Below are 25131 nucleotides of genomic sequence, written 5' to 3'. Positions count from 1 at the left end.
ATCGACCGCGACCTGATCGAGTCCCAAGTCCGGCACCTGACGCGGGTGGCCATCTCCGTGCGCGAGGGCGCCATCTCCTCGGCGACGCTGCTCAAGCGGCTGCGGTCCGGGTCGCACAAGAACGCCACGTACGTCGCCTTCCGCGAGGTCGGCCGCGTCATCCGCACCGTCCAACTCCTGCGGTATCTGACGGACGCACCGCTGCCTCGGCGGGTGACCGTGGCGATCAACAAGGTCGAGTCGTTCGGCCGCCGCTCAGAGCGCAGAAGCTGCAGGCCAGAGACGGACCGTATTTCCGAGCGGGACAGGTCCATCCGCGTCTCCTTACGCCGACCTGAACTCAGTTCGAGTATAGTGCATTCGGAGGTTGACCCGGACAACTGCCCTTCGGGTGCTGCCATCGGATATGAACTAAACTCGGTGTAGCTGCGGGTTGACTGCCCGAAGGTTCATGTGGCAACCTTTGCATGATCGCAAAGGGGTAAAGCTGTGTGCGACCCTGACGCCTCTGAGTAGAGAATTACTGCCGGATTCCAGCCACTCATCGACCATGTCATCCAGGATTTCCTGGGCTCTCTGTCGATTCCGAACACTAGTGAATTGTCATCGATTGGTTCTGTTCGATGACGAAGGCGAAGGCGGATGTATCATCCGTCACCATCGCCTCGCTCGTGACGCGAGACGGAAGGTCAGATGTGTCGGCATGGTCGCAATGTGCGGCATACACGGAACACATGGGATCCGCTATCCGGAATGGTGCTCCCGCCGGATCTGAGACATGAGCGGCCGCCGAGTTCGCCAGCCAGTGCTGCTCGGCCTGCCCCGGCTCAGGAGAGATAAGAAGGCCATCACAGACGGCGGGATCATCGACGTGCCCGACTGTCGGTACGGAATCAGCCGGCGCGAACCCGCTGGCACCCGAATTTACTGAACGTGATCATGGAGGTCGAGATTTCATGACAGAAGCATGGCCGGTTCCGGCCGGGCGGTTGACCCTCGCCGAAATTCGTGAACACCCCGCGTTGGGGCCGCTGGACCGGATTCCTGACCGATATCGAGGACCACGTCAGGTAACCGGCGACGGGTGGGTGAACTTCGCCGGTCGGCTGGAGCGTGGCGAGGAAATCGCTCTTGTGCGCAGTCTCACCGCTGTCAACAGCCGTGTCCTGGACGTAGGCGGCGGGAGTGGGGAACTGGCCAGAGCTGTCGCGGAGCAGATCGGGCAGTGCACGGCGGTCGAGCCGCACCGTCAACTGGTCGAGTCTATGCATGAGGACGGCTCCGGATCAGTCAGCGTCTTCCCTGGCAGCGCCGAACTGCTTCCCTTCTCGAGCGGTTCGTTCGACGCCGTGTACTGCGCGTGGGTGTTGCCCTATGTGAGCGACATCAGGGAAGCCACCGAGGAAATGATCCGGGTCTGTGATCCGGACAACCCTGAGGCGAAGATCGTGCTTATCTCCGGCGGTTCGGGCAATGAACTGCTGGGCCTCCTCAATGAGATCTGCGTGCCGGTCGCCGAGGAACCCTACGATCACCATGGCTATCTGCTGCTGACTGCTGCCCAAGTACTCGAAGAGCATGGATTCTCGGACTTCTCGCTGTACCGTGCCGAGTCATCGATCCGGTTCGACGAAAGGGAACCGGATGAGCGGGCGGCGACAGCGGCAGCCGTGCTGACCGACTTCTGGTACGAACAGCATCCGAAGGCAGCGGATATACGAGCTGCTCTGGAGCCGGCCCTGTCCCGCCATTTCAGTTGCCGACCGCACGCGATCGGCGACCAGGCAGCGATTCTGGTCGCCCGACCGGCCTGACCCGGATCGGCATCGGCTCGTCCGTGGCAACCGTGGATGGACAAGAATGCCTCCGCGGGGGGTCGGTGCCTCGTGATCACCAGGAATCGAATGATGCAGGCGAGGATCGGACACCGCGGATTTGTGGGTCGGACCCGTATTACTTGCGGAAATGCTGATCCCAGCTCAGGACAGTGCTCGTAGGGGATTCGCCCTTTGGGTGGTGACCGGTGACCGGTGGCCGGTGAGCCGGGAGTCGGACGGACATCACTGCTGGCAATGGCCTGCCGCACCGCACGGGCCGATGCCACGGTGAGCTGCCTCCGGAGTGGTACTACGCCGATGTCCTGCTGGCCCCGGGCCAGGCTGCGGATCGCCGACGGCGACTTCGTCGGCGGTGGCGCCGAGCTCACCAGAGTCATCCGACGCGCCCGGTCGGCAGGTATGGACTGGCCGGGGTCGATCTGCTGGCAGATCGAAGGGGCCGTGCTCCTCGGTCAGACCGGGCAACATGACGAGGCGCTGCAACAGGCCCGCCAACAACTATGGTTCGCGGAGCAGACCGGCTCGTCTCGCGCGCGAGCCCGAGCACTGCGCGTGCTGGGTAGCCTCTGCGGCGGGCCGGAGGCGGAGGACATGTTTACCTCGGCGGTGGATCTGCTGGAAGGGACCGGCAACGACCTCGACATGGCGCGGGTCACCGGCGAGTTGGGCACGGTACTGGCCCGGCTGGGAAGATCTCAGGAGGCCGACGCCGTCCTGACCCGCTCGGTCCGGCTGGCGGCCGACTGCGGTGCGCGTGCGCTCGGGCCCCGGGTGCGGTTGCAACTGGTCGCCTTGGACCAGCACACCCCGCAGGACGTCTCCGTCCGGGGAACCCTGTCGCTAACGCCCCGCGAGCGGTGGCTACTCATCGACGCCCCCCTGGGGCAGGCCAACAACATCATCACGAACAGCCGACACATCACCCGCCGCACGGTCGAACTCCACCTTTCGAGCGCCTATCGGAATCTCGGTATCCCCGGGCGAGGCGAATTCGGCAAGGTCCGGGGCAGCCGGGTGCGTTGGGAACTTCTGATCGACGGAGCGACCTAAAGCGTGTTGCAGAAGGCCGTGAACTGGGCATCTGCTGTGTATGGCTGGGGTGTTGAGGGCCGAACGTGTATAGGTGGAGACGTTCACCGGGTTACGGCTGGATCAGTTCGGGCGACTCCTCAAAGCGGTCCGCGAACGTCGTCGTGAGGGCTGCGGATGGGGCCGTCCGGCCCGGTGCCGGGGCACCACCGCGGACGCGAAGGCCTGGCGGGAGTCCGGTCTGGCCGAGCACTGCGAGGGGGTGACGGTGCCTACATCCGTTCGGGCAGGCCCGGCATCATCGGCAGCACCGGCTGGGACCGGTCCAGCGCCTGGACCCTGGGACTTTTCATCCATCGAGAGGACCACCGCGCCCTCGTCCTAGACCTTCTCCACGAACAACGGGTTCGTGGACGGCTTGAAGGTGTCCGTCAGGTGCGGCGTGAGCGGGAACTTCCGCCAGATTCGGCCGACGGTGGACTTCGACAGGCCGCTGTGTTCGGCCATCGACTTCCGCGACCAGAGCGTGGCGTTCTTGGGGGATCTCCTCCAGTGTGCGGACCGTGTCGGCGGCCACCCGAAACCTGAGCCGACGTCGCCCGACGCGACCACCGTTGCAACACCGCCCTCTCCTCATCGGAGAGCAGCAACGGTTCGAGCTTCGGGCCCAGCCGAGGAACCGAAGCACCAGCAGCAGAATGGAGGAACCGTTCTCGGACGACGATGGCGTCACACAGCTGCACGACACCACTGCCACGGTCCCTGCCCGGTCCGGCGACGGCCGCCCGTCGACGCCCAACTACCGGACCCCTCCGATAGCGGTGGCGCAACTCCCCGACGGCGCCGGGACCGGGGGCGTAGGACGAGGTGACCTGGCGCCAGGGCTCGCGTGGACTGATGACCTCCCGCTTCCACCGACATCCTCCAGGACCCGCTGGACCCCTGGACCGCTGGACCTGACCGGAGCGGACACCGAACAGCATGATCTGCAACAACCTCACGGGGCCCTACCAGCGCTCACGGCCGTATCGGCGCATGGCGGCAAATACTTCGGTGGTGCACCGTGATGTGCCGGAGCCCTCGGCGAAAGACTCTGTAAACCTCACGCGAACCGAGCCGATACCTCGGTGGCGACCCAGTCGAATGTGGAGGTGCCCGTGGAGACACGGGACGAGAACAGTCGGGACCCCTTTACCGCAGTCGTAGTGCTGTCCGGCGGAGTGGACTCCACCACACTGCTCGCACATTACGCCGCGCTGCGGTTCCAGCTGGTGGCCGTGACCGTGGACTACGGACAGCGGCACCGTAAGGAGATCGATTCGGCCCGTCGGATCGCGCAGCGCTACGAGGCGGAACACCATGTGGTGGACCTCTCGGGGTTCGGATCCCTGCTCGGCGGCGTGACGCTCACCGACCACCGGGCCGACGTGCCCGACGGGCACTTCGCCGATGAGTCCATGCGAGCCACGGTCGTCCCCAACCGCAACGCCGTACTGGCCAACATCGCGGTCTCCGTGGCCGTGGCCCGCAGGGCGGACACGGTGGCGCTGGGTATTCACTCCGGCGATCATTTCGTCTATCCGGACTGCCGCCCTGCCTTCATCGACACCCTGCGTGACCTGGTGACGGTGGCCAACGAGGGATTCGCCCCACCACGTGTGGAGGCCCCCTTCATGACGTGGTCCAAGGCCGACATCGTGCGGCATGGTTCCCGGCTCGGCGCACCACTGGAGCTGAGCTGGTCCTGCTACAAGGGCGCCGACATCCACTGCGGAACGTGCGGGACCTGTTACGAACGGCGCGAGGCATTCCGGGAGGCGGTCCTCGTCGATCCCACCGAGTATCTCGACAGCGTCACGCGGTTCGCCGCGCCGTGACCGAACCGCCCGCGACGCGGCGCTCGGGGTAACTCGAGCGCCGCGTCGCGGGCGGTTGCGGTCATGCCTCGTGCATGCGCGGTGTGACCGGCGGCAGGCGGATCACGGTGCCATCATGCGCAGGAACTCACCGGCCACCGCGGCCGGTGAGTACGGGACGGTCCGCAGCGGGGCCTCACGCGCCGCCGCGTGGTACGCCTCGGCGTCATCGAGCAGGTCCGTCGTAGCCTGCCAGAGCGCGTCCATGTGCTCAGCCACCTCCGCGATGCGCACCGACGGACCGGTCAACGCCGGTACGCCATCGGTGTCGTGGCCGCCGCCCAGGCTGACCGTCCGTCCACCGGCGCCGATGAGCGCGGGCAGATGGCCCAAACCGAACCCGACGACAGGGGTGCCCACCGACAGCGCCTCTGCCGCCACATTGCCAAAGCTCTCCGGGCCGGTGGACGGCACGACGGCGACGGCCGCCCCGGCGAAGAAGGCCTGCACCTCGTCCCAGGCGAGGGGCGGGAGGATCTCGACATCCGGGAGTTTGTCGGCGAGTTCTCGGCACTCCTTCAGGACTTGGTCCTGCAAACCGGGCCACAGCTCGAATCCAGCCCTGGCCAGCACGATCTGGACGGTCCGGCCCGGATGCTCCGGCAAGGCCCGCAGCAGGTCGGCTACACCCTTCTGGGGATCGGCTCGGGCCACGACACGGACCGGCGCCGTGCGCCGGAGCCGTTCGCGGACATCCGGTCCCGGCGGATCGCACTGGCAGAGCAGCGCGTTGGGCAGTGCGTGCCAACGGCTTGAGTCGAGACCGGCCCGAGCAGCCTCGTCGATCATGAAGGGGCTCACGGTGACAACCGCGTCCGGCTCGTGCGCGAGGCTCTCCCGCATCGCCTCGTCGGCTCGCGGGAAGTGCACCATCAGAGCCGTCCGGGTACCTGGCGGCGCGGGGTTGAGGAAGCCCAGGCCCGACACCGCGTCTCCCCAGCACGCGATGTCGATCTCGTGCTCGCGCAGAAGGCGCCGCACTTCCTCCCCGATGCCGGTTGCATCGGCTAATATGCCCGGTATCTCCTCATAGGGGATCGTGTGCGGGAAGGCCAGCGAGGTGAGCGGCAACAGGTCCGGGTCATGGTCCCGGCCCCGCGAGCCCGCGGTGATGATCACAGCGCGGTGCCCGAGTTCACGCAACCCCGCGGCAAGGGAGGCCAGCGCGCGCTCGATCCCGGCCGGCTCATCCGGACGGTAGGTCAGCATGACGAGTGCGATGTTCATCGGTTGCTCCAGACGAACGGGGGGTAGGGCCGCAGCCGGGGGCGGGTGACGGTGCGGCGGCTGTACGACGTCGACTCAGTGCCGGGGAAAGGTAATGGCCACCAGTTCCTCGCGGGCGGGCCCGTAGCTCTGAAATATCCCCTTGAACACCGAGCAGGTCATCAGCGCGGGGGTGCGAACGCCCCGCATGCTCATGCACAGATGCTCGCCCCGGCCGATCACGCCAACGTCCTCGGAACCGGTGGCCTCCGTGATCTCGTCGGCGATGTTCTGTACGAGCCGCTCCTGCACTTGCAGGCGATGAGCATGCCGATGCGAGATCCGCGCGAACTTGGAGAGGCCGAGCACCTGCCCCCGCGGCCTGTAGGCGACGGTCAGATTGCAGGAGAACGGGAGCAGATGATGCTCGCACAGCGACCACACATTGATGTCGGACACCATGACGATCTGCCCCTCGGTGTACAGGGGGAAGTGCGTTCCCACCTCGCCGGGGTCGTACGAGGTGAACTCCCGCCACCACCGGGCGAACCTGGCCGGTGTCTCCTTCAGACCGCTGCGATCGGGGTCCTCCCCGATCTCGGCGAGCAACTGCCGCGCCAGGTCCTCCAACGGGTCCCCCTTCGCCTCGCGCGTCTGGAACTGCTCGTTGTCGATGACGGTCATACGCCCCTCCGGTCACCCCATGCGGCGATGTGCAGCCGGGTCGTCAGATTCCAGCCCCGAGCGATCACCTCATCGCTGATGGCCCTGAGATTTCGGTCCAGATCCCGCTGGTTGCGAGCCTCCGGCATGATCCAGACCGGAATAGGGCCGATCCGTTGGACGAGGCGGTCGACCTCGTCCAGATCGGCCGACGAGCAGCAGACGAACTTGAACGCCGTGCCGGGCATTTCCGCGAGCGCCGTGAGTGCTGCTGGAACGATTCTTCTCGATTCCGGATCACCGGAGTGGCTCAGTTTCGGTGAAACATTGCACACGGCCAACTCCGCGATCTCCGGAACGGGAACGACGGTGCCGTTCGTCTCGATCTCGATCCGGCAGCCGGACTCGCGCAACGAGCGCAGCAGCGGCATCAGTCGGCTCTGCTGACTGAGCGGTTCTCCACCGGACACCACTATCAACGGGACCTCGTAACCGCGCAGTTGCCGCAGCACATCGGTCCAGGACATCGCGTGGAGTTCCTCACGTGGGCTGTACGGCACCCCGGTGTCGCTGAGACCGGTCCAATCCCACGTGTACGGGGTGTCGCACCATCTGCATGAGAGGTTGCAGCCGCCCAGGCGGAGGAAAGCACAGCGTTGCCCGATGGACCGCCCTTCTCCCTGAACGGTTCAAGTCGGGCCGAAGATCTCGTTTACGACGAGCTTCGACTCACTCATGGCACCACCTCCTTCCGGGCCGACGGCGGCACCCTCGATCACTTCCGGTACTCCGCCCACGTCTTCGGGGTTTCCGAGACCCGGACCGCGTGTAATTCGGGATAACGGGAGATCCCGCGTTCGAAGATCCATCGGGAGATGTTCTCCGCCGACGGGTGGGTGTCGACGACGTCGTTGAGATGCCGATGGTCTAGCTCGCTGTCCAACCACTGCGAGAATTCGGCCAGGTCACCGTAGTCGCGAACAAATCCAACGCCGTCCAGGCCGTTGCTTCCGGCGGCGAGCTCGAGCGCCACCACGTAATTGTGCCCATGCAGACGAGCGCATGGATGGCTGGCGTCAAGCCCGTCGAGCCGATGGCTCGCCGAGAAGTGAAAGTCCTTGCTGATGCAAAAGTACATGCATGTGACCTCCTCGATCTCATCGTTGCAACCATGGATGCGTCGCACATCACGGTCGTCACCGAGACGTGCCCGGGGTTCGTCCGAAGTACCGCGCCGCCAGCGCCTGCCGTGGTCGGCGTTCCAGGCGGCTTCGTTTGGATCAGGGTGCGGACCGCACGGGACGGGCCCACCGCGGCCTCGGCCTACAAGCACCCGACGACGACCTGAGCGTCATCCCCCCCACCCGCTGCCACGGTCAGGCGCCGCCAGATAATTGGCGGACTGGTCAACGAGCGCCACACCACGTCACCCCGGCGCCCTGGCCAGGGCAGTCGTGCGGTGACGTTGTCGCCCGTTGTTCCTTGAAGGGTGATGTGTACGTGTGCCCCTGGGGCGTGTTTGGCGGCGTTGGTCAGCCTTCCTGGACGGGCGGTGTCGGACGGTGTTCCCGTCACGGTGGTGGTGAGCGTGACGTCCACTCCGGCCTGCATGGCGACCAGGGAGATCTGGTGCGCGAGTACGTCGTGCATCTCGCGGGCGATCCGGTTTCGTTCCAGGGCCCGTGCCTGCGCCGCTCGTGCGGTCTGTTCCCGTTCCGCGCTCTCCGCCCGGTCCCGCAAGGTCCGTACTTCGATGCGGCGCGCCCCGATGGCCATGCCTATGGCCACCGCGATGCCCGCGGTCAGTGCCGGGAAGGCGAGCTGGCACCACATCAAGCCGGGCGTGCTCCGGACCGGGTAGAACCCGTCGGTGAACTGTGACGCGGTCACCAGGGCCAGACCGACGACCCCGCTCTCCACCGGACGGCGACGCGTGGAGAGCGAGACCAGCGCCAGAAACGCGGCGTCGGTAGCGAGTGCCGAAGCGGTCGAGGCGATCGTGACCGTCATGGCGATGGCGAGCGGGAACCGCCGCCGCCACAGAAGCGCCGTCAGGCAGCCGAGAGCCACCAGCGGATCACCGATGAAGAACCACGAGCCCGTTTCGCCCGTATGCTGCCGCAGCATCACACCGGCGGAGAGCCAGAGCGGTATGCCTACCGTCGTGGCCTCCACCAGCCTTCATGTCTGCTGCCAACACCCGAGCCGTGGCGCGACGTCCGTGTTCACCTGGCCAGTATCGCGACTACGTGCGGCCGGTGAGTCGGACCGCGGGATGATGCGCCCTCGACCAAGGTCGCATCACCGCCCCGTCTTTCGTCGAAGGTGATGCGAGCCGCCGGGCTGATGTGTCTGCAGGGCCGCCCGAACAGACTCGTGTCCGTGCCGAGACGACCGAACACCGGACGGAGAAACGCGATGCGCAAGGGTGGCTATGTGGCCCTTGAGGCGGAAGGGGTGGTGATCACAGTCCTGGTCACCCAAGCGATGATCCGCGCTTTGCTCAACCCGGGCTCCGAGCCGCTGTGGGGCGCCCTCGACGGGGTCGCCGGCGGCCTCACCGGCCAGCTGATCCTCCTCGGATTCATCGCGCTCGTCGCCATGGTGTCCGGTGGCTGGGCACGCACCCGCAAGGAACCGACCACCGAGCAGGCCGGTAATTCCGGGGGAATCCACGACCGCGGAACGACCTGACGCCCATGCGGACGACAGACCCGCACCTACGGCATGTGCGCCGACGCGTCCCGGCTGCCGCGGGCCCGCCCGTTCCGGCGCCCCCGTGTGCCCCCGTGCGCCCCTCAGGAGAACATCAGATGCGTAGAAAAACCCTGTCCCTCACCCTCGCCGCGACCACGGTGGCGGCGACCGCGGTGGCGCTGACCGTGATTCCGGAAGTGTCGGTGGCGACGCCGGACACGGCGGCGACGACGCCGGACACCGTGCGGTGGGGCCCGTGCTCGGAGAAGGCCGACTCGTCCCCTAAGGCCGCCTCGTCCCGTCTCGGGTCTCGACACTCGAAGTCCCGCTGGACTACCGAGATCCCGACGGCCGTCAGATAGAAATCGCGATCTCCCGGCCGGCGAACAAGAAGCTGCCGCAGAAGGTGCTGGGCTCCTACGACGTGATCGGCTTCGACCCGCGCGGCGCGCACACCGGGGCCGATGTCGCGCGGGCGGCGGGGAACGCGCGGACCATCGCCGGGCAGTGCGCCCACCTCGCGGACGGCGTGGATGCCGCCGCACACCACCACCGTGAACACCGCGCGCGACATGGACCGGATCCGGACGGCGCTGGGCGCGCCGAAGCCGACCAGTACGTAGACGACGGCCGCGATCACCGCCTTGTGGTCGATGTTGGTCACCCCGCCGCACTGCGGTCGCACTCGCGCCGACGGCAGCGAAGGGCTGGCGATCTCCCACAGCTCCTCCGGTACGATCCATCCCCACCGCCGGCTCCCCATGACCCAGCCAACTGATCATGTAGGACACGGCGTAGGTCATCACGCTTCATCATCGTGGCTCGACACCGCGACGACCGACCGATGCCACGTCACCACCAGAGGCCGGAAGTTGATGACGCACGGCGGACCGGAGTCCGCGCAGTGGGGTTACGTCCACCATCGCGGGGACCCAGCACCCGCGTCCTTCGTCTCCGTGGCCGGGAGGCTGGAGTGATTGTTCGGAAACGCCTGGAGCACTGGAGCAAGGGAGGAGTGGTCGGTTGGATCGCCGCTATGGAAAAGCGCGACACAGCCGCATGATCTGGTTTGTGTAGATGAGAGCGCGCGGTCTTCCCCCTCCATTCTCTGACCAGCAATGTCCCATCGTAAATTTAGATCCGCTCGTGGAGGCCTCGTGACCACGTCTGAGACGCCGCTTTCCGCCCTCGATTCCCTGGACAAGACCGAGATTCGGTGGCTTTTCGGTCCGGAGGACCGGATGCCGGCGGATTACCGCGGGCCCCATCGCCTGAGCCATCGCGGCTGGTTGAATTTCGCGGAGCGTCTGGAACGAGGCGAGGAGATCTCCGCCATTCTGGCCGCCCTGTCCGGTAGTCGGCAGGTGCTGGACGGTCTTTCCCGGCTGGCGGTGTGGCGGACCGAAGCCGCCCTGCATTTCCCGGAATCTGTGCTGGAGGAACGGGTCGTGGCAGCCGCAGGGGTTCTCGTCGATTTCTGGTATGAGGGCCATGCGCGCGCCGCGGACATGAAAGAGGCCCCGCGGCCGGTGCTGTACCGCCATTTCGACCAGCGGCCGCACGCCATCGGTGATCAGGGCGTCGTACTCATCGCCCGTCCGGCGGTGCGCTCGTGACCCAGCGCAGGAGCTTCGTAGGCCGCTGGGACGCGCGGCGTGCGCTGGCCAAGGCCGGCCAGGACAGTATGTCCGAGGGCCTGGTCCGGTACGTGGTGTCCGGCGAGGCGGGTATCGGCCGTACGGCGCTACTCGATCAGTTTGTCCATGACGTCGAGCTCCAGGGGGGTCTGGGCATTCGGTTGGCGTGGGGTCGGGCCGATCACGATGACGCCACGAAGGTGGCCGGCGACCTGGCGAAGGCTCTGGCCGCGCGGCTCCCGGGCGAGGGCGCGCACCGCGATGCGCTGCTGCGTGCCGGGGCAACCACCGATATTGGGTGGGAAAGTGCGCTGGTCGGGGCGGTCCGATCGGCGATCGACGCGCTTACCGACGAAGCGCTTGTGGTGCTGACGGTGGACGACGTACATCGCGCTTCCTCGGCCTCGCTGGAATTCCTCCAGCGTGTGACCCAGGTGTGCGCCGACCGGCCGGTTGTACTGGTTCTGGCGGTCCGGCTGGGCGAGCCGGCTCGGGCCCCGTTGGAACTGGCCCGGCTGCTGCTCGGTGGACGGGAAAGCGTCCTGTCCGGTCTGACCGAACAGCAGGCCACCACCATGCTGAGCGACCGGCTCGGGCGCCGCCTCGACAGCGCTCTGGCCACCGCCTGCCACCGTGTCACCGTGGGCAATCCATTCCTGCTCGATGCGCTGAGCACGTGGCTGATGGCGGCGGACGCGCTCCGGGAACCGGCGGCGGTGCACGAGGCCGTGCTCCCCGGCATCGTCGAGTACCTGCTGGGGCCGGCACTCTGCGCCGACCTGCACGCCATGCGGCTGGCCGAGACGATCGCGGTGGCGGGACGCTTCGGCAGTGTGGACACCGCCATGGCCGCGCACCTGTCCGGGCTGGGGTTGATCGACGCCCTCAAGGCACTTGACCTGCTGGTGCGGATGCGTCTGGTGGCCGACAGCGACGCTGTGGAACTGCGTCATCCAGTGCTGCGAGTCGCGCTGACCGGCGGTATGACGCTGATGGCCCGGAACGCGGTTCATCTGACCACGGCTGCCTACCTGCACGAACACGGTGCCCCGGCCGACATGGTCGCGGCCCACCTGAGTGCTTCGACCGTACCGCAGGAGGGCGCCTGGCCCGCCGGTGTGATGTTGCGGGCGGCGGATATCGCCCGGCGCAAGGGTCACCATGACACCGCGCGTCGATACCTCAAGCTCGTGGTGGACAGCGCGTCCGGGCACGAGCAGAGCGAGGCCATGCTCGAACTCGTCGGCCTGCGGGGCGAATCCGATGCGGTGTCCGGGCTCGAAGCAGTGGTGGGGATGCTGCCGAGGGCGCGTGATGAGTTCGTGCTGCGTCGGCTGGTCAGCCACATCGGACGAACCCTGGCCGATTCGGTCGAGGAGAACCAGCCGATTCTGGACGCGACCGGGGCGGCCCTGGCCGGAACCTCGCTGCGCGGCTGGGACCGGGCCTACCAGACACTGAGCCGGGTGGCCGACGAGCCGCCATCGGCGGCCGCGAAGATCACCAGCATGTTGGCCCAACGTCCGCAGGCTCATGGAGGTGCGTTAACGACGGCCGCGACCGGCCTGGCCGCCTTGTACCGCCATGTGGTCAACGACGACCCGCGGGCGGCCCTGCGGTTTGCCCGAGCCGCGCTGGAGCGCGAGATCGACGAACTCGACACCCAGCCGCTGGCGCTGTTCGCGGCCCTCACCGTGCTGGTGGACAGCGGCTACCCGGCCGAGGCCGCGACCCATCTGCGCAGACTCGACGATGAAGCCTACGGGCCCCGCTACGCGCGGCGACCGGATGTGCTGTTCGTACGGGCCCAGATCGCGTTCGCGGAAGGGAATCTCACCGCGACCGAGAGCGAGCTGAACAGCGCCCTGGCCGCCCTGCCGCCAACCTCGGGCCGGCCCGGTCCACTGCGCACGCGGATGGTCGGGCTGCTGGCCCTGGTCCTGCTCGGTGAGGGCCGTACCGTTGACGCCGAGGCGCTGTTGCGGCGGTATGACGGTCCGGAACGCCGGCCGGACTCGTGGTGGGCCGGGAACCTGATACTCGCGTCTGCCTTCCTGCGCGCCGGGGACGGTGATCTCCACCGGGCCGCGGTGGACCTGACGGAGTTGTGGGAGCGCGCCACCGAGATGGGGTTGGGACTGGCGGGCTCCGCTCCCTGGCGGATCTACGGTGTCGGGCTGTTGGCCCAGGTCGGCCATACCGGGTGGGCGCGGCAGGTCGCCGACTCCCAGGTCCGGTTCGCCGAGGACACCGGGTCCCCGCTGGAGCAGGGCCGTGGTCTGCGCGCGCTGGCCCAGGCCGCCACCGACGGCACGAAGGAGGAGTTGCTCAGGGAGGCCGTAGCCGTGCTGGAGCCGACCCGGGGTCAGCTCGATCTGGCCTACGCTGCCGGCGATCTGGGCCGCGTGCTGGCCCAACAGAAGCGTCGGGACGAGGCGGTCACCGAGCTGGCCAGGGCGGCGCGGTTGGCCGACCAGTGCGGGGCGACCGCGCTGAGCGTCCGTATCCGCCAGCAGGTCCTGGCGTTGCACGAGCATCCCTCACTGCGCGGGGTCCTGTCGCTCACCGCACGGGAGCGGGAGATCCTGATCGACGCGGTCCGCGGCATGACGAACCGCAAGATTTCGGAGTTCCGGGAGATCACCGTCCGCACCGTCGAACTTCACCTGTCCAGCGTCTATCGCAAGCTGGGTATCTCCGGGCGGGATGACTTTCCCGAGGCGTTCCGCAACCGTGCGCTGTGGACACTGATCACCGACGGTCAGCCCGGTGTCCGGCGGTCGAAGTCGGTGGGTTCCCGCGCCGAAGCCGGAACTTCGGCCGTCGGCAGGGAACCTCTCGGTCACGGCCGTGATCCGCGGCCGAGCCGGCGCAGTGATACTCGACTCACCGAACTTTCCGATCCCAGGCAATCGGAGGACAGCAATGCCGGAGGATCCTTCCCTGTCTGATCCCTTCACTGCCGTCGTGGTGCTTTCCGGCGGGATGGACTCGACCACGCTGATGGCGCACTACGCCGCACTGCGGTTCCGGCTCATCGCGGTCACCGTCGACTACGGGCAATGGCATCACCGGGAGATCGACTCCGCGCGGGTCGTCGCGGCCCACTTCGGTGCCGACCATCGAGTCGTGGACCTGAGGACTCGGCGCGCTGCTGTCCGGTTCCGCGCTCACCGACGACACCGTCGAGGTACCGAGCGGACACAATCCGACTTCTTCCGGCGGATTCACCCCGAGCCCATCGTCAACTGTCCATTGTCATCTGCTCCTCAGAGACGGCGAACCGCTTTCGCGACGCCGACACCCTCAGCACAACATGGTGCTGACCGACACAGCTGAACCGATTAATCCTATACGATTTCTTGGGATTGGTGGCCGTAATGAATTTTCCAGAGATCGCAGTCATCATTCTGGCGCATAATCGACAGGCGCATCTCGATATGGTTCTTGCGCGGTTGTACGAGCAGGACGTTCCCTTGAAGACCTTCCGGGTCATTCTCGTCGACAACGGTAGCTCGCCCTCACTGGAGCCGATGGCCAAGTCCTACAGCTCCAAACTGCCACTCACGTATGTGCGATTGGCAGACGATCTTTCCAGGGCGGCGGCTCGAAACCGAGGACTCGCAGAAGTCGTCGAACCCAACGTTCTGTTTCTGGACGGCGATACGCTGGCCGACTTCGATCTGATCAGGCAGCATCTGGAGACGCTCGAAGACAGTCAGGTCGTGGTAAGCATTGGCGCCCGCAGAGACCCGAGGCGGAGGTCACTGTTCGATCAGGCGCCGATTGAGCACGGTGATTACAAGTCGTTTGCGGCACTACAGGTGGAGGCGTCGGAAGATGCACGCGTTTCCAGTGTCACGCTGCCGGCAATTCAAGCAAATTTTGATAAAATCGGCTATCGCTTCTTCTTCACATCCAATGTCGCGATGCGGACCGATGCCGCTACTGTGGTCGGCGGCTTCAATGAAGAGCTCACCGGGTGGGGGCTGGAAGATCTCGAATTCGGTTTTCGCGTGCAGGAGCACCTCCGAGATGGCGAGGTGATGCGGTGGTCACCACGGGCCGGATCAATGCATGTCCCTCACCTGCGGGACTTCGGGCGCAATCTAGGTGAAATCAGGTCCAACCAGACTCTCCTGTTGAATACTTACAAATCATTCCATTGGGAAGGCCATTGGAATGCGCCGCCGAGCGTGGAGTGTCTCCGCATCCTTATACTTGAGCGGATTGCCGAAAGACTCCAAGGGCGCACTTTGGTGAGAAGTCAGGATCTCATGGAGGTCGAGAGGTGGGTTGAACGGGACCGATCCAGGAATTCGTGGCTGCTCAGCACCGGGCACATAGAGGGTTGGGATACCGCGCCAACGGGCTACCGCTCCGTCCTCAGCGACTGGCGCGATCCAGTCGTGCCGAGCTTCTGTGGGACAGAGCTTCCTTCGGGTGACTCTTCGGTGGCCAATGTCATTAACCTTGACATCTGGCGTGTGCTGCCATGGCTCCATGTCTCCGAGCTCCTGTCCGAGGCGCTCCGTGTCGGCGAGGCCGCCTGTTTCGTGGCCACGGCTCAGCATGACGCGGAATTTGCGGACTTGGAGGCCGACAAATCGCCGGGTGTTCAGAACTCGTGCTTCGTTCGGGATGCGGAGTGGCTTGCCGACGGGATCGGCGAGCTCGGCTACACCCAGGAAACCCTACGCACACCGTCGGCGATCGCTGTTCGAGTGACAAAGGCACGGTCACTTTGATCACTGATGGACTTCCCGCGAGCTCGGTCCTTCGCTGAGCTGGTACAAGAGCGAGACGTAAACAAGGAATCCCGCGGTCCTATTCCGGGAACTAGCCGGATCAAGTTCGAATTGCATCCAACGTCGCGAGGTCTTCGTTCTGAACCCGGCACCGTTGATGCCGAGCAATTGGGAGTACCTGGGCCGACGTTCGGTGGACTCGCGCCGACGGGGCTTTAACCGCCCCTGCGCTTTGGCCCTGCCAGCCCACCCTCTACGATGGCAACCGCAGCCGCCGCACGAACCATGTACGTCACAACGTGTTCGTGGTGGAGCGGGCCGCTTTATCACCAGCAGGTGGTCACTCACTTCCCTGACCAGCAAAGGTCACCTGATCGCGGCTGCCGTACTAGCTGAGTGGGAGAAATATCTAATGGGTCAGAAGAGATCGTTCATGGCCTGGTCGGTCTTACGAGAGAGGACGTTTCGTCGGTTTTTCATCGGGGAGACCACCTCCTTACTCGGTGATGGCATGACCGCAGTCGCTCTGTCTTTCGCGGTGCTGGACCTGAACGGGTCGGCCGGCGACTTAGGGTTCGTCATGGCTTCAGGAGCCATCCCCATGGTCGCGACCCTGCTCATCGGTGGAGTGCTGGCGGACCGGTTCTCGCGTCGCCGAATCATGGTGACAGCCGATCTCGTCCGTCTGGCGTGTCAGGGCATCGTGGCAGCATTGCTCCTCAGCGGCCACGCCCACATATGGCAACTCGCCGCTTTTCAGGCGGTGCAGGGTGTGGCGAGTGCCGCCTTCGGCCCGGCCTGCGCCGGGCTCGTTCCTTCACTGGTATCCGGCGAACATCTGCAACGTGCCAACGCATTGCGTGGAATGGCGTTGTCGAGTGGCAATATCGCAGGTCCGGTGTTGGCAGGCCTCATCGTCTCCTTCGCCGGACCGGGGTGGGCGATCGCCGCTGATGCGGCGACCTTCGGCGTCAGTGCATTCATGCTCTCTCGGATACCCATCGCGACACAACTGCGTACTGCCGGAGGATCGTTCACGCATGACCTCCTCGAGGGTTGGAGCGAATTCCGCAGTAGAACCTGGTTGTGGATGAGCGTCGCCACCTCCTCGCTCAGTAACCTCCTGCTCGCTGCGGTGTTGGTGCTCGGACCGTTCCTCGCGGAGGAGCATTTGGGCGGTCCGGCAGCCTGGGCCTCGATGAGCGCCTTTCTTGGCGTAGGGCTGATCGTCGGCGGGATGATCGCCATGCACCTCCGCTCCGAAAGACAGCTCCGCACGGGAATCGCGGCTCTGGTGATGGGCACGTTACCGACGTTCGGCCTGGCGCTTGAGCTTTCACTTTTCGTGATGTGTTCTCTCGAGTTCATCGCCGGTGTCGGTCTTGCCGTCTTCGGTGCCATGTGGGCCACGACGATGCAAAGGAACATCCCCGAGGACAAACTGTCCCGGGTGAGCGCGTACGCCAACTTCGGGCTGTTGGCCGGTCAGCCCTTCGGACATGCGCTGGTCGGTCCCATGGTCGCTGCGATGGGCGTGTACTCGACCTTGTGGGTGGCCGCGGCTATTCAACTTCTGTCCGCGCTGGTCGCGCTCAGCACGCCGGCCATCTGGAGACTGCGGACGACTGGAGAGGTAGCCGAGTCGGAAGCCGATGCCAAGGTACTCACCGCCGTCTGAGCCGGGAGTTCCGTTGCCGTGGCGCAGACGGGCCGGCGCTTGAAGCACGCCCTCACCATCCCGCGGCGCTGGGCGCGGCGGGTGGCCGCTACGGCGCCCCATCGAACTGTCGCTGGACCGGTCTCGGTGGGAACGACACCATCGGAGCGGTCACCGTCGTCCTCGCCTGAACGTGCGGGGGCTGCCTCGCCCTGACGCGCTACAGGGCAGGGCAGCGACAACGCGGTTTCCCGAACGCGTACTTCGGCATGCGACGCCGAGAGTTTCGGACCCGACCGTGATGTGCCGTAGCGCTGCCGTGACCAGACTGAAGGAACGGTCCCGGTGTCCCCACCTTCCCGCCCGACGGGGGGTACGCCACGGCCACCGCCGCGAACGACGAGGACTGGGTCCTGCTCGTCGCGGTGTCACCAACGACAGCATCGAAGTCCTCGCGGACAACGACCAAGGAGGGCTGCGCCATTATCATTACGGACGAAATGAAAGCTTTCTTCCTGACAAACGGATACCTGACCATCCCGAACGTTCTCAGTCCTGCCCAGGTCGCCCGAGGCCGTCGTGCCATCGCAGAGATGGCGGAGAGTGAAGGATTTACTCTGCAGAAGGGCGATGTCGAGGCCCTGAGGGAAGGCCGCGGTGGGTACTACATTTGGCATCAGCTGTTCAGGAAGGAGCCGCCCACTCTGCTTGATCTCTACACGGAAGCGGGTATCGGAGAGCTCGCCGACCAACTGCTCCGGGCGGATGTTCCGAGTACTCAACCACGTGTCGCACAGGTGGTCCTGACCATACCGCCGTACACGAGTTCCGGTCCGCAGGAGGTTCCGCATTTTGACGGGCCCATGCTCATTCCGGGTACCTGGGAACCCAGTTCGTTCTCCCTGCTCGCGGGCATATGGCTAACACCTCACGAGGTTCCCGGTAACGGGAACCTGCGGGTTTGGCCGGGAACGCACCTCCGATTCGGGGAATACCTGTCAGAGCGCGGCGCCGACGCCATTGGGGACACTGATGAGATGCACGACGGACCGTATCCGAAGATCGAAATGGGCGACCGGGTGACAGTTACCGGAACCGCTGGGTCCGTATATTTCGCGCATTACCTGCTCGCTCACTCGGCCGGCGACTTCACAGGATCGGGAGGAAGCCGTCGGGAGACCGTGTACTACCGGTTGAACGCGACAGATCACCACGTCAATTGGCGCCAGTCCGTAACTGACCCCTTGTTTGAATTCGATCAGGTATGACGTCACCGAGCCTGGAGATGTTCATGGCCGTTCTCGGTCTGATCGAACGGTCCGAGGTGCGGGTAGCGTCATGATGCGGCCGTGTGTCCGCGTCGACGGCATGGTCGATGCCATCGGCCGCGCTCTGAGCGTCGTCCCGTGATCCCAGCAGACTGAAGTCTCTCCCAACCTCGAGCTGAGGTTGGGAAAGACCGGTCGCCGGGCATCGACCCGCTGGTCATGCCGTCGTAGGCGCACAGCCGCCGCGCGGCTATAGCTCGGCGATGCGCCAGACCCCGATCGACTTGTCGGAGTACCGGTGTTCGACCTCCGCACCGTTCTCCGTGATCACATCGACTTCGGTGCACTGCTCGTTGATCAGTCGAAAAGGCTTGGGCAGGAGAAAGGGAGCGAGTTGGAAGTTGAGCGGTCGCCATGCCCCGGTCTCGATGTCTGCGCCATTCTCAGGGTGATCGGGGAAGGTGGTCATCGCGAGGTACGTCGAACCGCTTCCCTTGATGTTGGCCAGCGCGCGGTGGACGTCCTCGTAACCGAAGTGCACGAGGCAGTCGCGAGAGAAAACGAGGTCCACCTGCGGCAGTCGATCCCGGGTGAGGTCAATGCCCTGAAACTCGCGGTTCGAGCGGGCAAAGCGCTCCCGGTTCCGGTCGATCACCGCGGGGACGATGTCAGCGCCGATGTAGGTATCGACACCGAGGTCAACCCTGGACATCCAGAATAGGTCCCCACAGGGAACATCGAGAAAGCTGCGGACTTCGAGATCGGCCACCAAGGTCGGCAGTTCGGCGCGCAGCGCGGCGGTCTGCGTCAAATTCGACCCGGTACCCGAACGGGAATCGATCTCCTCCCCGACGGTAACCCTGTCGCTCAGCGCCAGCATCCTACTCTCATAAATGTGCGCAAAAGTCTCCCGCATCGACCAGCGCGGTGCATCGTCGGTTACCGACGAAATCACGGAATCGCACATTTCCTTGCAACCTTTCGCCAGGAGAAGCTCACCACGGAAACGGGCAGAATCCAGCATCGCGTTGTGCGGTTTCCCCTGTCAACACCGAACTCCGCCGCGATTTTGCTTCGGTGCCTCGACCGCCGTCTCTCGGTGCCGGGCCGTGATGTCCACCGGAGCGAATTCCTCCATCATGGCCTGAGGAGGGGACGTGATGACTTATCGAACCAGCAAGGAATGTGATTTCTCGGCCGGCCGGCGGCTGAACGGGCTGCTGGCGGACCATCCGAGTGCCCGCGCCCACAGGCACGATTACGTCGTGCCATGCCGTCGTGCAGTCGGAGCTCGTCGTGAACGACATCGCCGGCCACCAGCCGCAGCAGCGCCAAGCCACCGGCCCGCAGGCTTGTGGCAGTAGGGAGCCGGGATGAACATCGCCTTCGTCCTCCTGACCCGTGGTTGTGATGAGCCCGCCGGAGTCGAGCGAGCCATCGCCGTACTTGCCGATGGCCTGCGCGAGATCGGTCATCGGGCCGTGCTCATCGCGGGTGGGCCGCCCGGCGTCGAGGAGGAGCGTGACCTGGTTCTGCTCGCATCGCTGCGCTTCGACGAGCTGCCCCGGCTGTTCGAGGATCCGCAGCCAGTGTGCAGGGAGGTGCGGGAGATCCTCATCGCCCATGACATCGATGTGGTCTGCTGGGCCGATGCCGTGGCGGGGCTCGGCTTTCTCAGCCCGGCGGCGCCCGGCGTCCGTACCGCGCTGATGGTGCGTAACCTCCGGATGGACGACCATATGCGACACAGTCTGGCGCAGCGGCCCGACGCCGTCCTCGCGGTCAGCCCCTTCCTGATCGACGAGGCAGCCCAGGCAGGAATGGACACGACAGGCTGGCACGCCCTGCCCGACGCCCTGCCGACTACCGGCCGGGCCCCGGGCCGGGAGGAACGCGAGCGCCTGCGCCGTATCGGACCGGTGCGAATCCTGACCAGGGCCGACCCGGCCAAGGGCAGCATGGAACTGCTCGACGCGCTTCCCGAGAGTTTCGGACGCCCGGTGCAGCTCGTTCTCGCGGAGACCGGCCTCGAACCGCCCCCCGAGGTGCAGGCGGATGTGGTCAAGGCGGTCCGCTCGCGTGCGGCCGCCTGTCCGAACGTCGAAGTACTTCATGGTCTTCCCTGGCCGGAAGTACAGCCCTTCCTCGCCGAGGCCGCGGTGACGTTGGCGCCGTCGACCAGGCCGGAGACGTTCAATGACGGCGTGGCGGCATCGTTGTCCGTGGGCACCCCCGTCGTGGGCTATGACTTCGGCCACCTTCCGCTGCTGGTCGGGGGAGCAGGGCGGCTGGTGCCCCTCGACGCGCTCAGGCCGGGGGGCCGTCAGCCCCTGCTGACAGGCAGGGCGTTGGAGGCGGTCGACTTCACCAGCAGCGGAGCGCGCCTGTGGCGGACCGCCACCGAACTGCTGGACAACGCCGTCGCCTACCACGCGGCGGCGGCCCAAGCCCTCCACCAAGTCGCCGACCATTCGCCCACCGCGGTCGCCGAGCGCTTCCTGCGTATCACCAACGGCTCCGTGACTACGGATGGGTGGTAGCGATGCCACCACGCGGAGTACGGGTATCCGTCATCATCCCCACCTACAACCGCGCGGAGCTGCTGCGCGCCAGCCTGACCGCCCTCGCCGCACAGCACCCGCCGGACGAAGGCGGCTTCGAAGTCATCATCGCCGACGACGGCTCGGCCGACGAAACCCGCTCGGTCGTGCAAGACTTCCGAAGTCGACTCACCCTCCACTACCAGTTCCAGGAGGATCGGGGCTTCCGGGCCGCCGCCGCTCGCAACGCGGGTGCACGATTGGCGTCGGGGCAGGTGCTTGTCTTCCTGGACTCCGGCATCCGGCCCGGCCCCCGCTTCGTCCGCGCCCACCTCGCCGCGCACGCCGCCCACGCCGCCGCACCGACCGGGCAGACCCTGGCCGTGGTCGGCTACACGTACGGCTATCGTCCAGACGCCGATCAACTGCCGGGATTCGGAGCCGGCGAGCCGTCTCCGACCCCCGAGGAGACCGTCCGCCGCTACGGTCATCTGCCGGGCTTCCAGGACGTCCGCCACCTGGCATTCGAGCGATTCGACTTCGACCTGGGCGCCACCTTGGTCCCGTGGCAGTGGTTCTGGTCCCTCAACTGCTCCATGCAGGCGGCGAACTTCTGGGCGGTCGGTGGTTTCGACGAGGACTTCCGCAGCTGGGGCGGTGAGGACACGGACCTCGGCTATCGACTTCACCGCAGCGGCACGGCCTTCACCGTCAGCAAGGACGCGTGGGCGCTCGACACCCCGCATGAGAGATCTGTCGGGGACGATCTGACCAGTGGTGCCGACAACGTCCTCATGATGGCCCGGAAGCATCCGGAGCCGGTGACCGAGTTGCTTTGGGCGTGGTTCGCCAAGCCGAGCGGTCACTTCGAGATCAGCCACGACTGGAACCTGGAGGACGAGTACCTTCTCGTTCTGCGCGCCGCCGAGGAGGCGCGCGGAAGGGATGCCGCACCGGAACTGGCGGCGCTCCGATCCCTCCCCGCGGGCACCCGTGTCGCGGTGTTCGGGTGTGGTTCCTCCGTCCCCGAAGGACTGCCCAGGGCGGAGCTGTTCGACTTCGACGAGACCGTCGCGGGTTCCCGCCATCCGGGCGGAGTGGTGCGCCACGGACTGGGCATCCGCACTCCGCTCGCGGACCAGTCCGTGGACCACGTCCTCATCACCTCTCGGCTCTCCGGCGTCTGGGACCGCTGGGGAGCCTGGATCCTCGGGGAGGCCCATCGCATCGGTCGGCAGGTCCACGCCCCACCGGCCAACGGCTGAAGGAAGGCAGTAGTCGTCTACCGCCGAGCCAGGGACTCCACGGCAGCGCACCAGGCGGCCAGGTCGGCCGTCGGGTCCAGTTCCGCCGACCGGGCCCTGGCCCGCTCGGCCGCCTGCTGGTACTCCGCCTCGGTGTCGAGTTTCCGCAGCACCGCTTCGTAGCCGGCGAGGTCGTTGCGGTCCACGAAGATCCCGCCTTCGCCGAGGGCTTCGCACAGCCCCGGCGTGGGGTGTGCCACCACCGGCAGGCCGGAGGCGAAGGCCTCCACCGCGGTGAGCCCCCACGACTCGTAGGAACTGGGCATGAGCAGCACCCGAGTGCGGGCGTAGACCTTTTCCCGCATGTCCTCGCCACGGACGTGTTCGAGGATCTCCACGTTCGGCAGCTCGGGCAGGATCTGCCACCCGTAGGCGCCGGCCACGGCCAGGAACTTGGTGTCCGGCATGCGCCGGGCCAGCTGCTCCAGTATGTGGCCGCCCTTGTCCGGGTTGCAGTTGACCAGGGTGATCCGGTCGCCGGGCACGGTCACCGCGTACTCGGCCGCGAACACCGGCGGACGCACCACCAGTTCGGAGCCCGGCCGGACCGACGCGGGGTATTCGGCGAAGAACAGTTCCGCCTCCACCCGCATCCACTCCGAGTTGTAGACGGCCAGCGCGGTGCCGCCGACGGCGATCTCCCGGAACGTTGACCGGTGCGTGTTGTGGCACACCACCACCAGTGGTGTGCCGTAGCTGCGGGCCAGCGAGGCCGTGGCCGGCACGCACTCGAAGTGCGAGAGCACTACGTCGGCCCGGCGGAGCGCGGATGGGAAGTCCAGCCGTGCCTGTGACGGCACGACCCGGATGCCCCGGTACTCGTACACCTCCGTGGCGTCGCTGTGGCGCGACAGCCACACGCTGACGTCGTGACCGCGCTCGACCAGGGGCCGCAGCATGTTGACGAGCATCTGCTCGCCGCCCGCGTTGTACTCCGGCGGAAACGCGTGGACCCGCACGACGATCTCGAGCGGTGCAGCCGTCGCACCCATCAGGACACCTCCGGGGCGCCGGCCATCGTGGCGTGCAGGAACTCCCGAGCTACCGCGGCCGGCGGGTGGGCGGCGGCCTGCTGAGGTCCCTGTTGTGAGGCGGCGTGGTATGCCGCGCGGTCGTCGAGCACCTGGTCCTGTATGCCCCGCGCCCACTCGAACCGGGCCGACGCGAGCACGTTCTCCACAGGGCGGGCCGGCTCGTGGCCGGGATGTGCGCGCAGCAGTTCCGCGACACCCTTCTGCGGATCGGTCCGAGCAACGACCCGCAACAGGGTCGGCATCTCGTCGACCGGCATTGGTCGGGGCAGCGGCACGGAGTTCAGGCGCACCAGATCAGGATGGTCGTTCCGGCAGGGTGGGCCGGCAGCGACGATCAGGGTGCGGTGGCCCCGTTCACGCAGACCGTTCGCGAATGAGTCCACGGCCCGTTCGATGTCGGCGGGTTCGTCCGGGGAATGGGTGAGCAGGACGAAGGCGATGGTCAGAGGGGTGTCCGGGGTCGTCATCGCTGCCTCGACCGGCTGGGGAAGACGGTGGCGATGAGCTCCTGGCGGGCCGGTCCGTCATCGTCGAAGACCCCGTTGAACACCGAGGAGGTCATCAGGGCCGGGGTGCGGATGCCGCGCATGCTCATGCACAGGTGCTCGCCCCGCGCGATGACCGCCACGTCGGGCGACCCGCTGACCGCGGAGACCTCCGCGGCGATGTCCTGCACCAGCCGCTCCTGGATCTGGAGCCGGTGGGCGTGCCGGTGGGCGATCCGAGCGAACTTCGACAGGCCCAACACGTCGCCGTTGGGCCGATAGGCGATGGTGACGGTGCACGAGAACGGCAGTAGGTGGTGCTCGCACAACGACCACAGGTGGACGTCTGAAACGGCGACGGTCTGCCCCTGCTGGGTCACCAGCGGAAAGAGTGTGTTGACCTCACCCGCGTCGTACTCGGAGAACTCCCGCCACCAGCGGGCGAACCGGGCCGGGGTCTGTTTCAGACCGTCCCGGTCGGGGTCCTCGCCGATCTCGATGAGCAGTCGGCGGGCTATGTCCTCCAGCGGGTCGCTGCTCTCGGCCACGAGGTCCGGTTGTCCCACGCTAATTGTCACGCCTACTTCCCTCTTCTGTCGCCCCACACGGCGACGTGCAGTCTGGTAGTGAGGTTCCATCCCCGGGCGATCACCGCGTCGCCGAGCGCGGCCGGCCGCAGGCTCAGCTCGTCCGGCGTCTGCCCCTCGGACATGACCCACACCGGCGCGGTGCCGTGGCGCTCGACGACGTCCGCCACCTCGGCAAGATCTTCTGGACTCCGGCAGACGAACTCGAAGGCCGTCCCCGGCACCGCGGCGAGCGCGGTCAGGGCCCGTGGGGCGAGCCGGCGTGCCGCCGGGTCACCCGAGTGCGCCGGCTTCGGCGAGACGTTGAACCGCACGTCGAGTGGCCGGTGGCAGTGAGTGCGCGCGACAGCGGCAGCAGGCGGTCCTGCCGACTGAGCGGCTCGCCGCCGGAGACGACGACCTGCGGCACCGCGTATCCGCTGAGCTCCTCAAGTGGACCGGCGTCGGCGACACCGGGGTAGAAGGGCCTTCTGCGGGACGGCGTCGCGGCACCACCTCCTCCGCCCCTCGCACCGGCCGTGC

The 25131-nt window shown here is 66.4% G+C and carries 22 protein-coding genes and 4 pseudogenes; 15 read left to right on the top strand and 11 right to left on the bottom strand.

The features are described from left to right. Positions 1–45: 45 nt before the first annotated feature. From J2Z30_RS51870 to J2Z30_RS51865, 4 genes and pseudogenes are all read left to right on the top strand, one after another. On the top strand, positions 46–426 hold the full coding sequence (locus J2Z30_RS51870; protein ID WP_372453365.1) for a Tn3 family transposase: 381 nt from the start codon (positions 46–48) through the stop codon (positions 424–426). 530 nt (positions 427–956) lie between these two features. Beyond that, positions 957–1814: a class I SAM-dependent methyltransferase gene (locus J2Z30_RS35790; protein ID WP_044577992.1), complete on the top strand. Its 858-nt coding sequence runs from the start codon at positions 957–959 to the stop codon at positions 1812–1814. A 321-nt stretch (positions 1815–2135) separates the two neighbouring features. Beyond that, entirely contained in the window at positions 2136–2888 is a 753-nt protein-coding gene (locus tag J2Z30_RS35785) for a helix-turn-helix domain-containing protein (RefSeq protein ID WP_044577996.1), read from the top strand. 73 nt (positions 2889–2961) lie between these two features. Beyond that, a pseudogene (locus tag J2Z30_RS51865) lies at positions 2962–3057 on the top strand (IS5/IS1182 family transposase); the annotation flags it as partial. An 88-nt stretch (positions 3058–3145) separates the two neighbouring features. On the opposite strand, the pseudogene J2Z30_RS35780 reads toward J2Z30_RS51865, so the two are convergent. Beyond that, positions 3146–3416, bottom strand: a pseudogene (locus tag J2Z30_RS35780) (IS630 family transposase); the annotation flags it as partial. A gap of 608 nt (positions 3417–4024) precedes the next feature. Between J2Z30_RS35780 and queC the strand changes: the two are divergent. Then, complete coding sequence (gene queC, locus J2Z30_RS35775; protein WP_044582165.1) at positions 4025–4744, top strand: 7-cyano-7-deazaguanine synthase QueC; 720 nt, start codon at positions 4025–4027, stop codon at positions 4742–4744. Between the two features lie 102 nt (positions 4745–4846). Here the strand turns inward: queC and J2Z30_RS35770 are convergent, their stop codons facing one another. From J2Z30_RS35770 to J2Z30_RS35750, 5 genes and pseudogenes are all read right to left on the bottom strand, one after another. Beyond that, complete coding sequence (locus J2Z30_RS35770) at positions 4847–6010, bottom strand: glycosyltransferase family 4 protein (protein WP_044577999.1); 1164 nt, start codon at positions 6008–6010, stop codon at positions 4847–4849. Between the two features lie 75 nt (positions 6011–6085). Beyond that, positions 6086–6673 (bottom strand): GTP cyclohydrolase I, encoded by a 588-nt coding sequence (gene folE, locus J2Z30_RS35765; RefSeq protein ID WP_044578001.1) that lies wholly within the window; start codon positions 6671–6673, stop codon positions 6086–6088. Continuing rightward, positions 6670–7323: pseudogene (locus tag J2Z30_RS35760) on the bottom strand (7-carboxy-7-deazaguanine synthase QueE); the annotation flags it as partial. The gene folE (J2Z30_RS35765) and the pseudogene J2Z30_RS35760, both read right to left, overlap by 4 nt. Positions 7324–7427: 104 nt before the next feature. After that, the gene (locus tag J2Z30_RS35755) at positions 7428–7790 is read right to left on the bottom strand and encodes a 6-pyruvoyl trahydropterin synthase family protein (RefSeq protein WP_044578004.1); all 363 of its coding nucleotides are present in this window, start codon (positions 7788–7790) and stop codon (positions 7428–7430) included. 185 nt (positions 7791–7975) lie between these two features. Then, entirely contained in the window at positions 7976–8827 is an 852-nt protein-coding gene (locus J2Z30_RS35750; protein WP_443732396.1) for a histidine kinase, read from the bottom strand. Between the two features lie 207 nt (positions 8828–9034). On the opposite strand from J2Z30_RS35750, the gene J2Z30_RS35745 reads away from it, so the two are divergent. From J2Z30_RS35745 to J2Z30_RS35710, 8 genes and pseudogenes are all read left to right on the top strand, one after another. Continuing rightward, complete coding sequence (locus J2Z30_RS35745; RefSeq protein WP_209468980.1) at positions 9035–9346, top strand: hypothetical protein; 312 nt, start codon at positions 9035–9037, stop codon at positions 9344–9346. Between the two features lie 119 nt (positions 9347–9465). Next, positions 9466–9957, top strand: a pseudogene (locus J2Z30_RS50125) (alpha/beta hydrolase); the annotation flags it as partial. A gap of 549 nt (positions 9958–10506) precedes the next feature. Beyond that, on the top strand, positions 10507–10965 hold the full coding sequence (locus tag J2Z30_RS35735; protein ID WP_044578009.1) for a hypothetical protein: 459 nt from the start codon (positions 10507–10509) through the stop codon (positions 10963–10965). After that, on the top strand, positions 10962–13937 hold the full coding sequence (locus J2Z30_RS51465) for a helix-turn-helix transcriptional regulator (RefSeq protein ID WP_052701664.1): 2976 nt from the start codon (positions 10962–10964) through the stop codon (positions 13935–13937). Before J2Z30_RS35735 ends, J2Z30_RS51465 begins: the two co-directional genes overlap by 4 nt. Then, complete coding sequence (locus J2Z30_RS50120; protein ID WP_308280208.1) at positions 13912–14325, top strand: 7-cyano-7-deazaguanine synthase; 414 nt, start codon at positions 13912–13914, stop codon at positions 14323–14325. The genes J2Z30_RS51465 and J2Z30_RS50120 overlap by 26 nt, the downstream gene beginning before the upstream one ends. Positions 14326–14366: 41 nt before the next feature. Then, positions 14367–15734 carry a glycosyltransferase family 2 protein gene (locus J2Z30_RS35720; RefSeq protein WP_078957006.1) on the top strand — a complete coding sequence of 456 codons (1368 nt, stop codon included), beginning with the start codon at positions 14367–14369 and terminating at the stop codon, positions 15732–15734. Between the two features lie 157 nt (positions 15735–15891). Next, positions 15892–17412, top strand: a complete 1521-nt coding sequence (locus J2Z30_RS35715) for an MFS transporter (protein ID WP_078957007.1) — start codon at positions 15892–15894, stop codon at positions 17410–17412. Between the two features lie 479 nt (positions 17413–17891). Then, complete coding sequence (locus tag J2Z30_RS35710; protein ID WP_044578016.1) at positions 17892–18659, top strand: phytanoyl-CoA dioxygenase family protein; 768 nt, start codon at positions 17892–17894, stop codon at positions 18657–18659. 250 nt (positions 18660–18909) lie between these two features. On the opposite strand, the gene J2Z30_RS35705 is transcribed toward J2Z30_RS35710, so the two are convergent. Further along, complete coding sequence (locus J2Z30_RS35705) at positions 18910–19626, bottom strand: class I SAM-dependent methyltransferase (RefSeq protein WP_044582170.1); 717 nt, start codon at positions 19624–19626, stop codon at positions 18910–18912. A gap of 406 nt (positions 19627–20032) precedes the next feature. On the opposite strand from J2Z30_RS35705, the gene J2Z30_RS35700 reads away from it, so the two are divergent. Beyond that, on the top strand, positions 20033–21199 hold the full coding sequence (locus tag J2Z30_RS35700; RefSeq protein ID WP_044578018.1) for a glycosyltransferase: 1167 nt from the start codon (positions 20033–20035) through the stop codon (positions 21197–21199). Between the two features lie 2 nt (positions 21200–21201). Beyond that, on the top strand, positions 21202–22464 hold the full coding sequence (locus J2Z30_RS35695; protein WP_044578021.1) for a glycosyltransferase: 1263 nt from the start codon (positions 21202–21204) through the stop codon (positions 22462–22464). Positions 22465–22481: 17 nt separating this feature from the next. Here J2Z30_RS35695 and J2Z30_RS35690 read toward each other — a convergent pair whose 3' ends face one another. From J2Z30_RS35690 to J2Z30_RS35675, 4 genes are read right to left on the bottom strand one after another with little or no spacing between them, the layout of a single operon-like run. Then, entirely contained in the window at positions 22482–23495 is a 1014-nt protein-coding gene (locus tag J2Z30_RS35690; protein ID WP_044578023.1) for a glycosyltransferase family 4 protein, read from the bottom strand. Beyond that, positions 23495–24004 (bottom strand): hypothetical protein, encoded by a 510-nt coding sequence (locus J2Z30_RS35685; protein ID WP_044578025.1) that lies wholly within the window; start codon positions 24002–24004, stop codon positions 23495–23497. Before J2Z30_RS35685 ends, J2Z30_RS35690 begins: the two co-directional genes overlap by 1 nt. Beyond that, positions 24001–24600 (bottom strand): GTP cyclohydrolase I, encoded by a 600-nt coding sequence (gene folE / locus J2Z30_RS35680; RefSeq protein ID WP_308280207.1) that lies wholly within the window; start codon positions 24598–24600, stop codon positions 24001–24003. Before folE (J2Z30_RS35680) ends, J2Z30_RS35685 begins: the two co-directional genes overlap by 4 nt. A 2-nt stretch (positions 24601–24602) precedes the next feature. Then, the gene (locus J2Z30_RS35675) at positions 24603–24923 is read right to left on the bottom strand and encodes a hypothetical protein (protein ID WP_052701667.1); all 321 of its coding nucleotides are present in this window, start codon (positions 24921–24923) and stop codon (positions 24603–24605) included. Positions 24924–25131 lie beyond the last annotated feature (208 nt).

This window comes from Streptomyces iranensis, from assembly GCF_017874715.1.
Lineage (GTDB): Bacteria > Actinomycetota > Actinomycetes > Streptomycetales > Streptomycetaceae > Streptomyces > Streptomyces iranensis.
The sequence above is the reverse complement of the archived record's forward strand: the minus strand, read 5'-3'. Positions and strand labels throughout refer to the sequence as shown.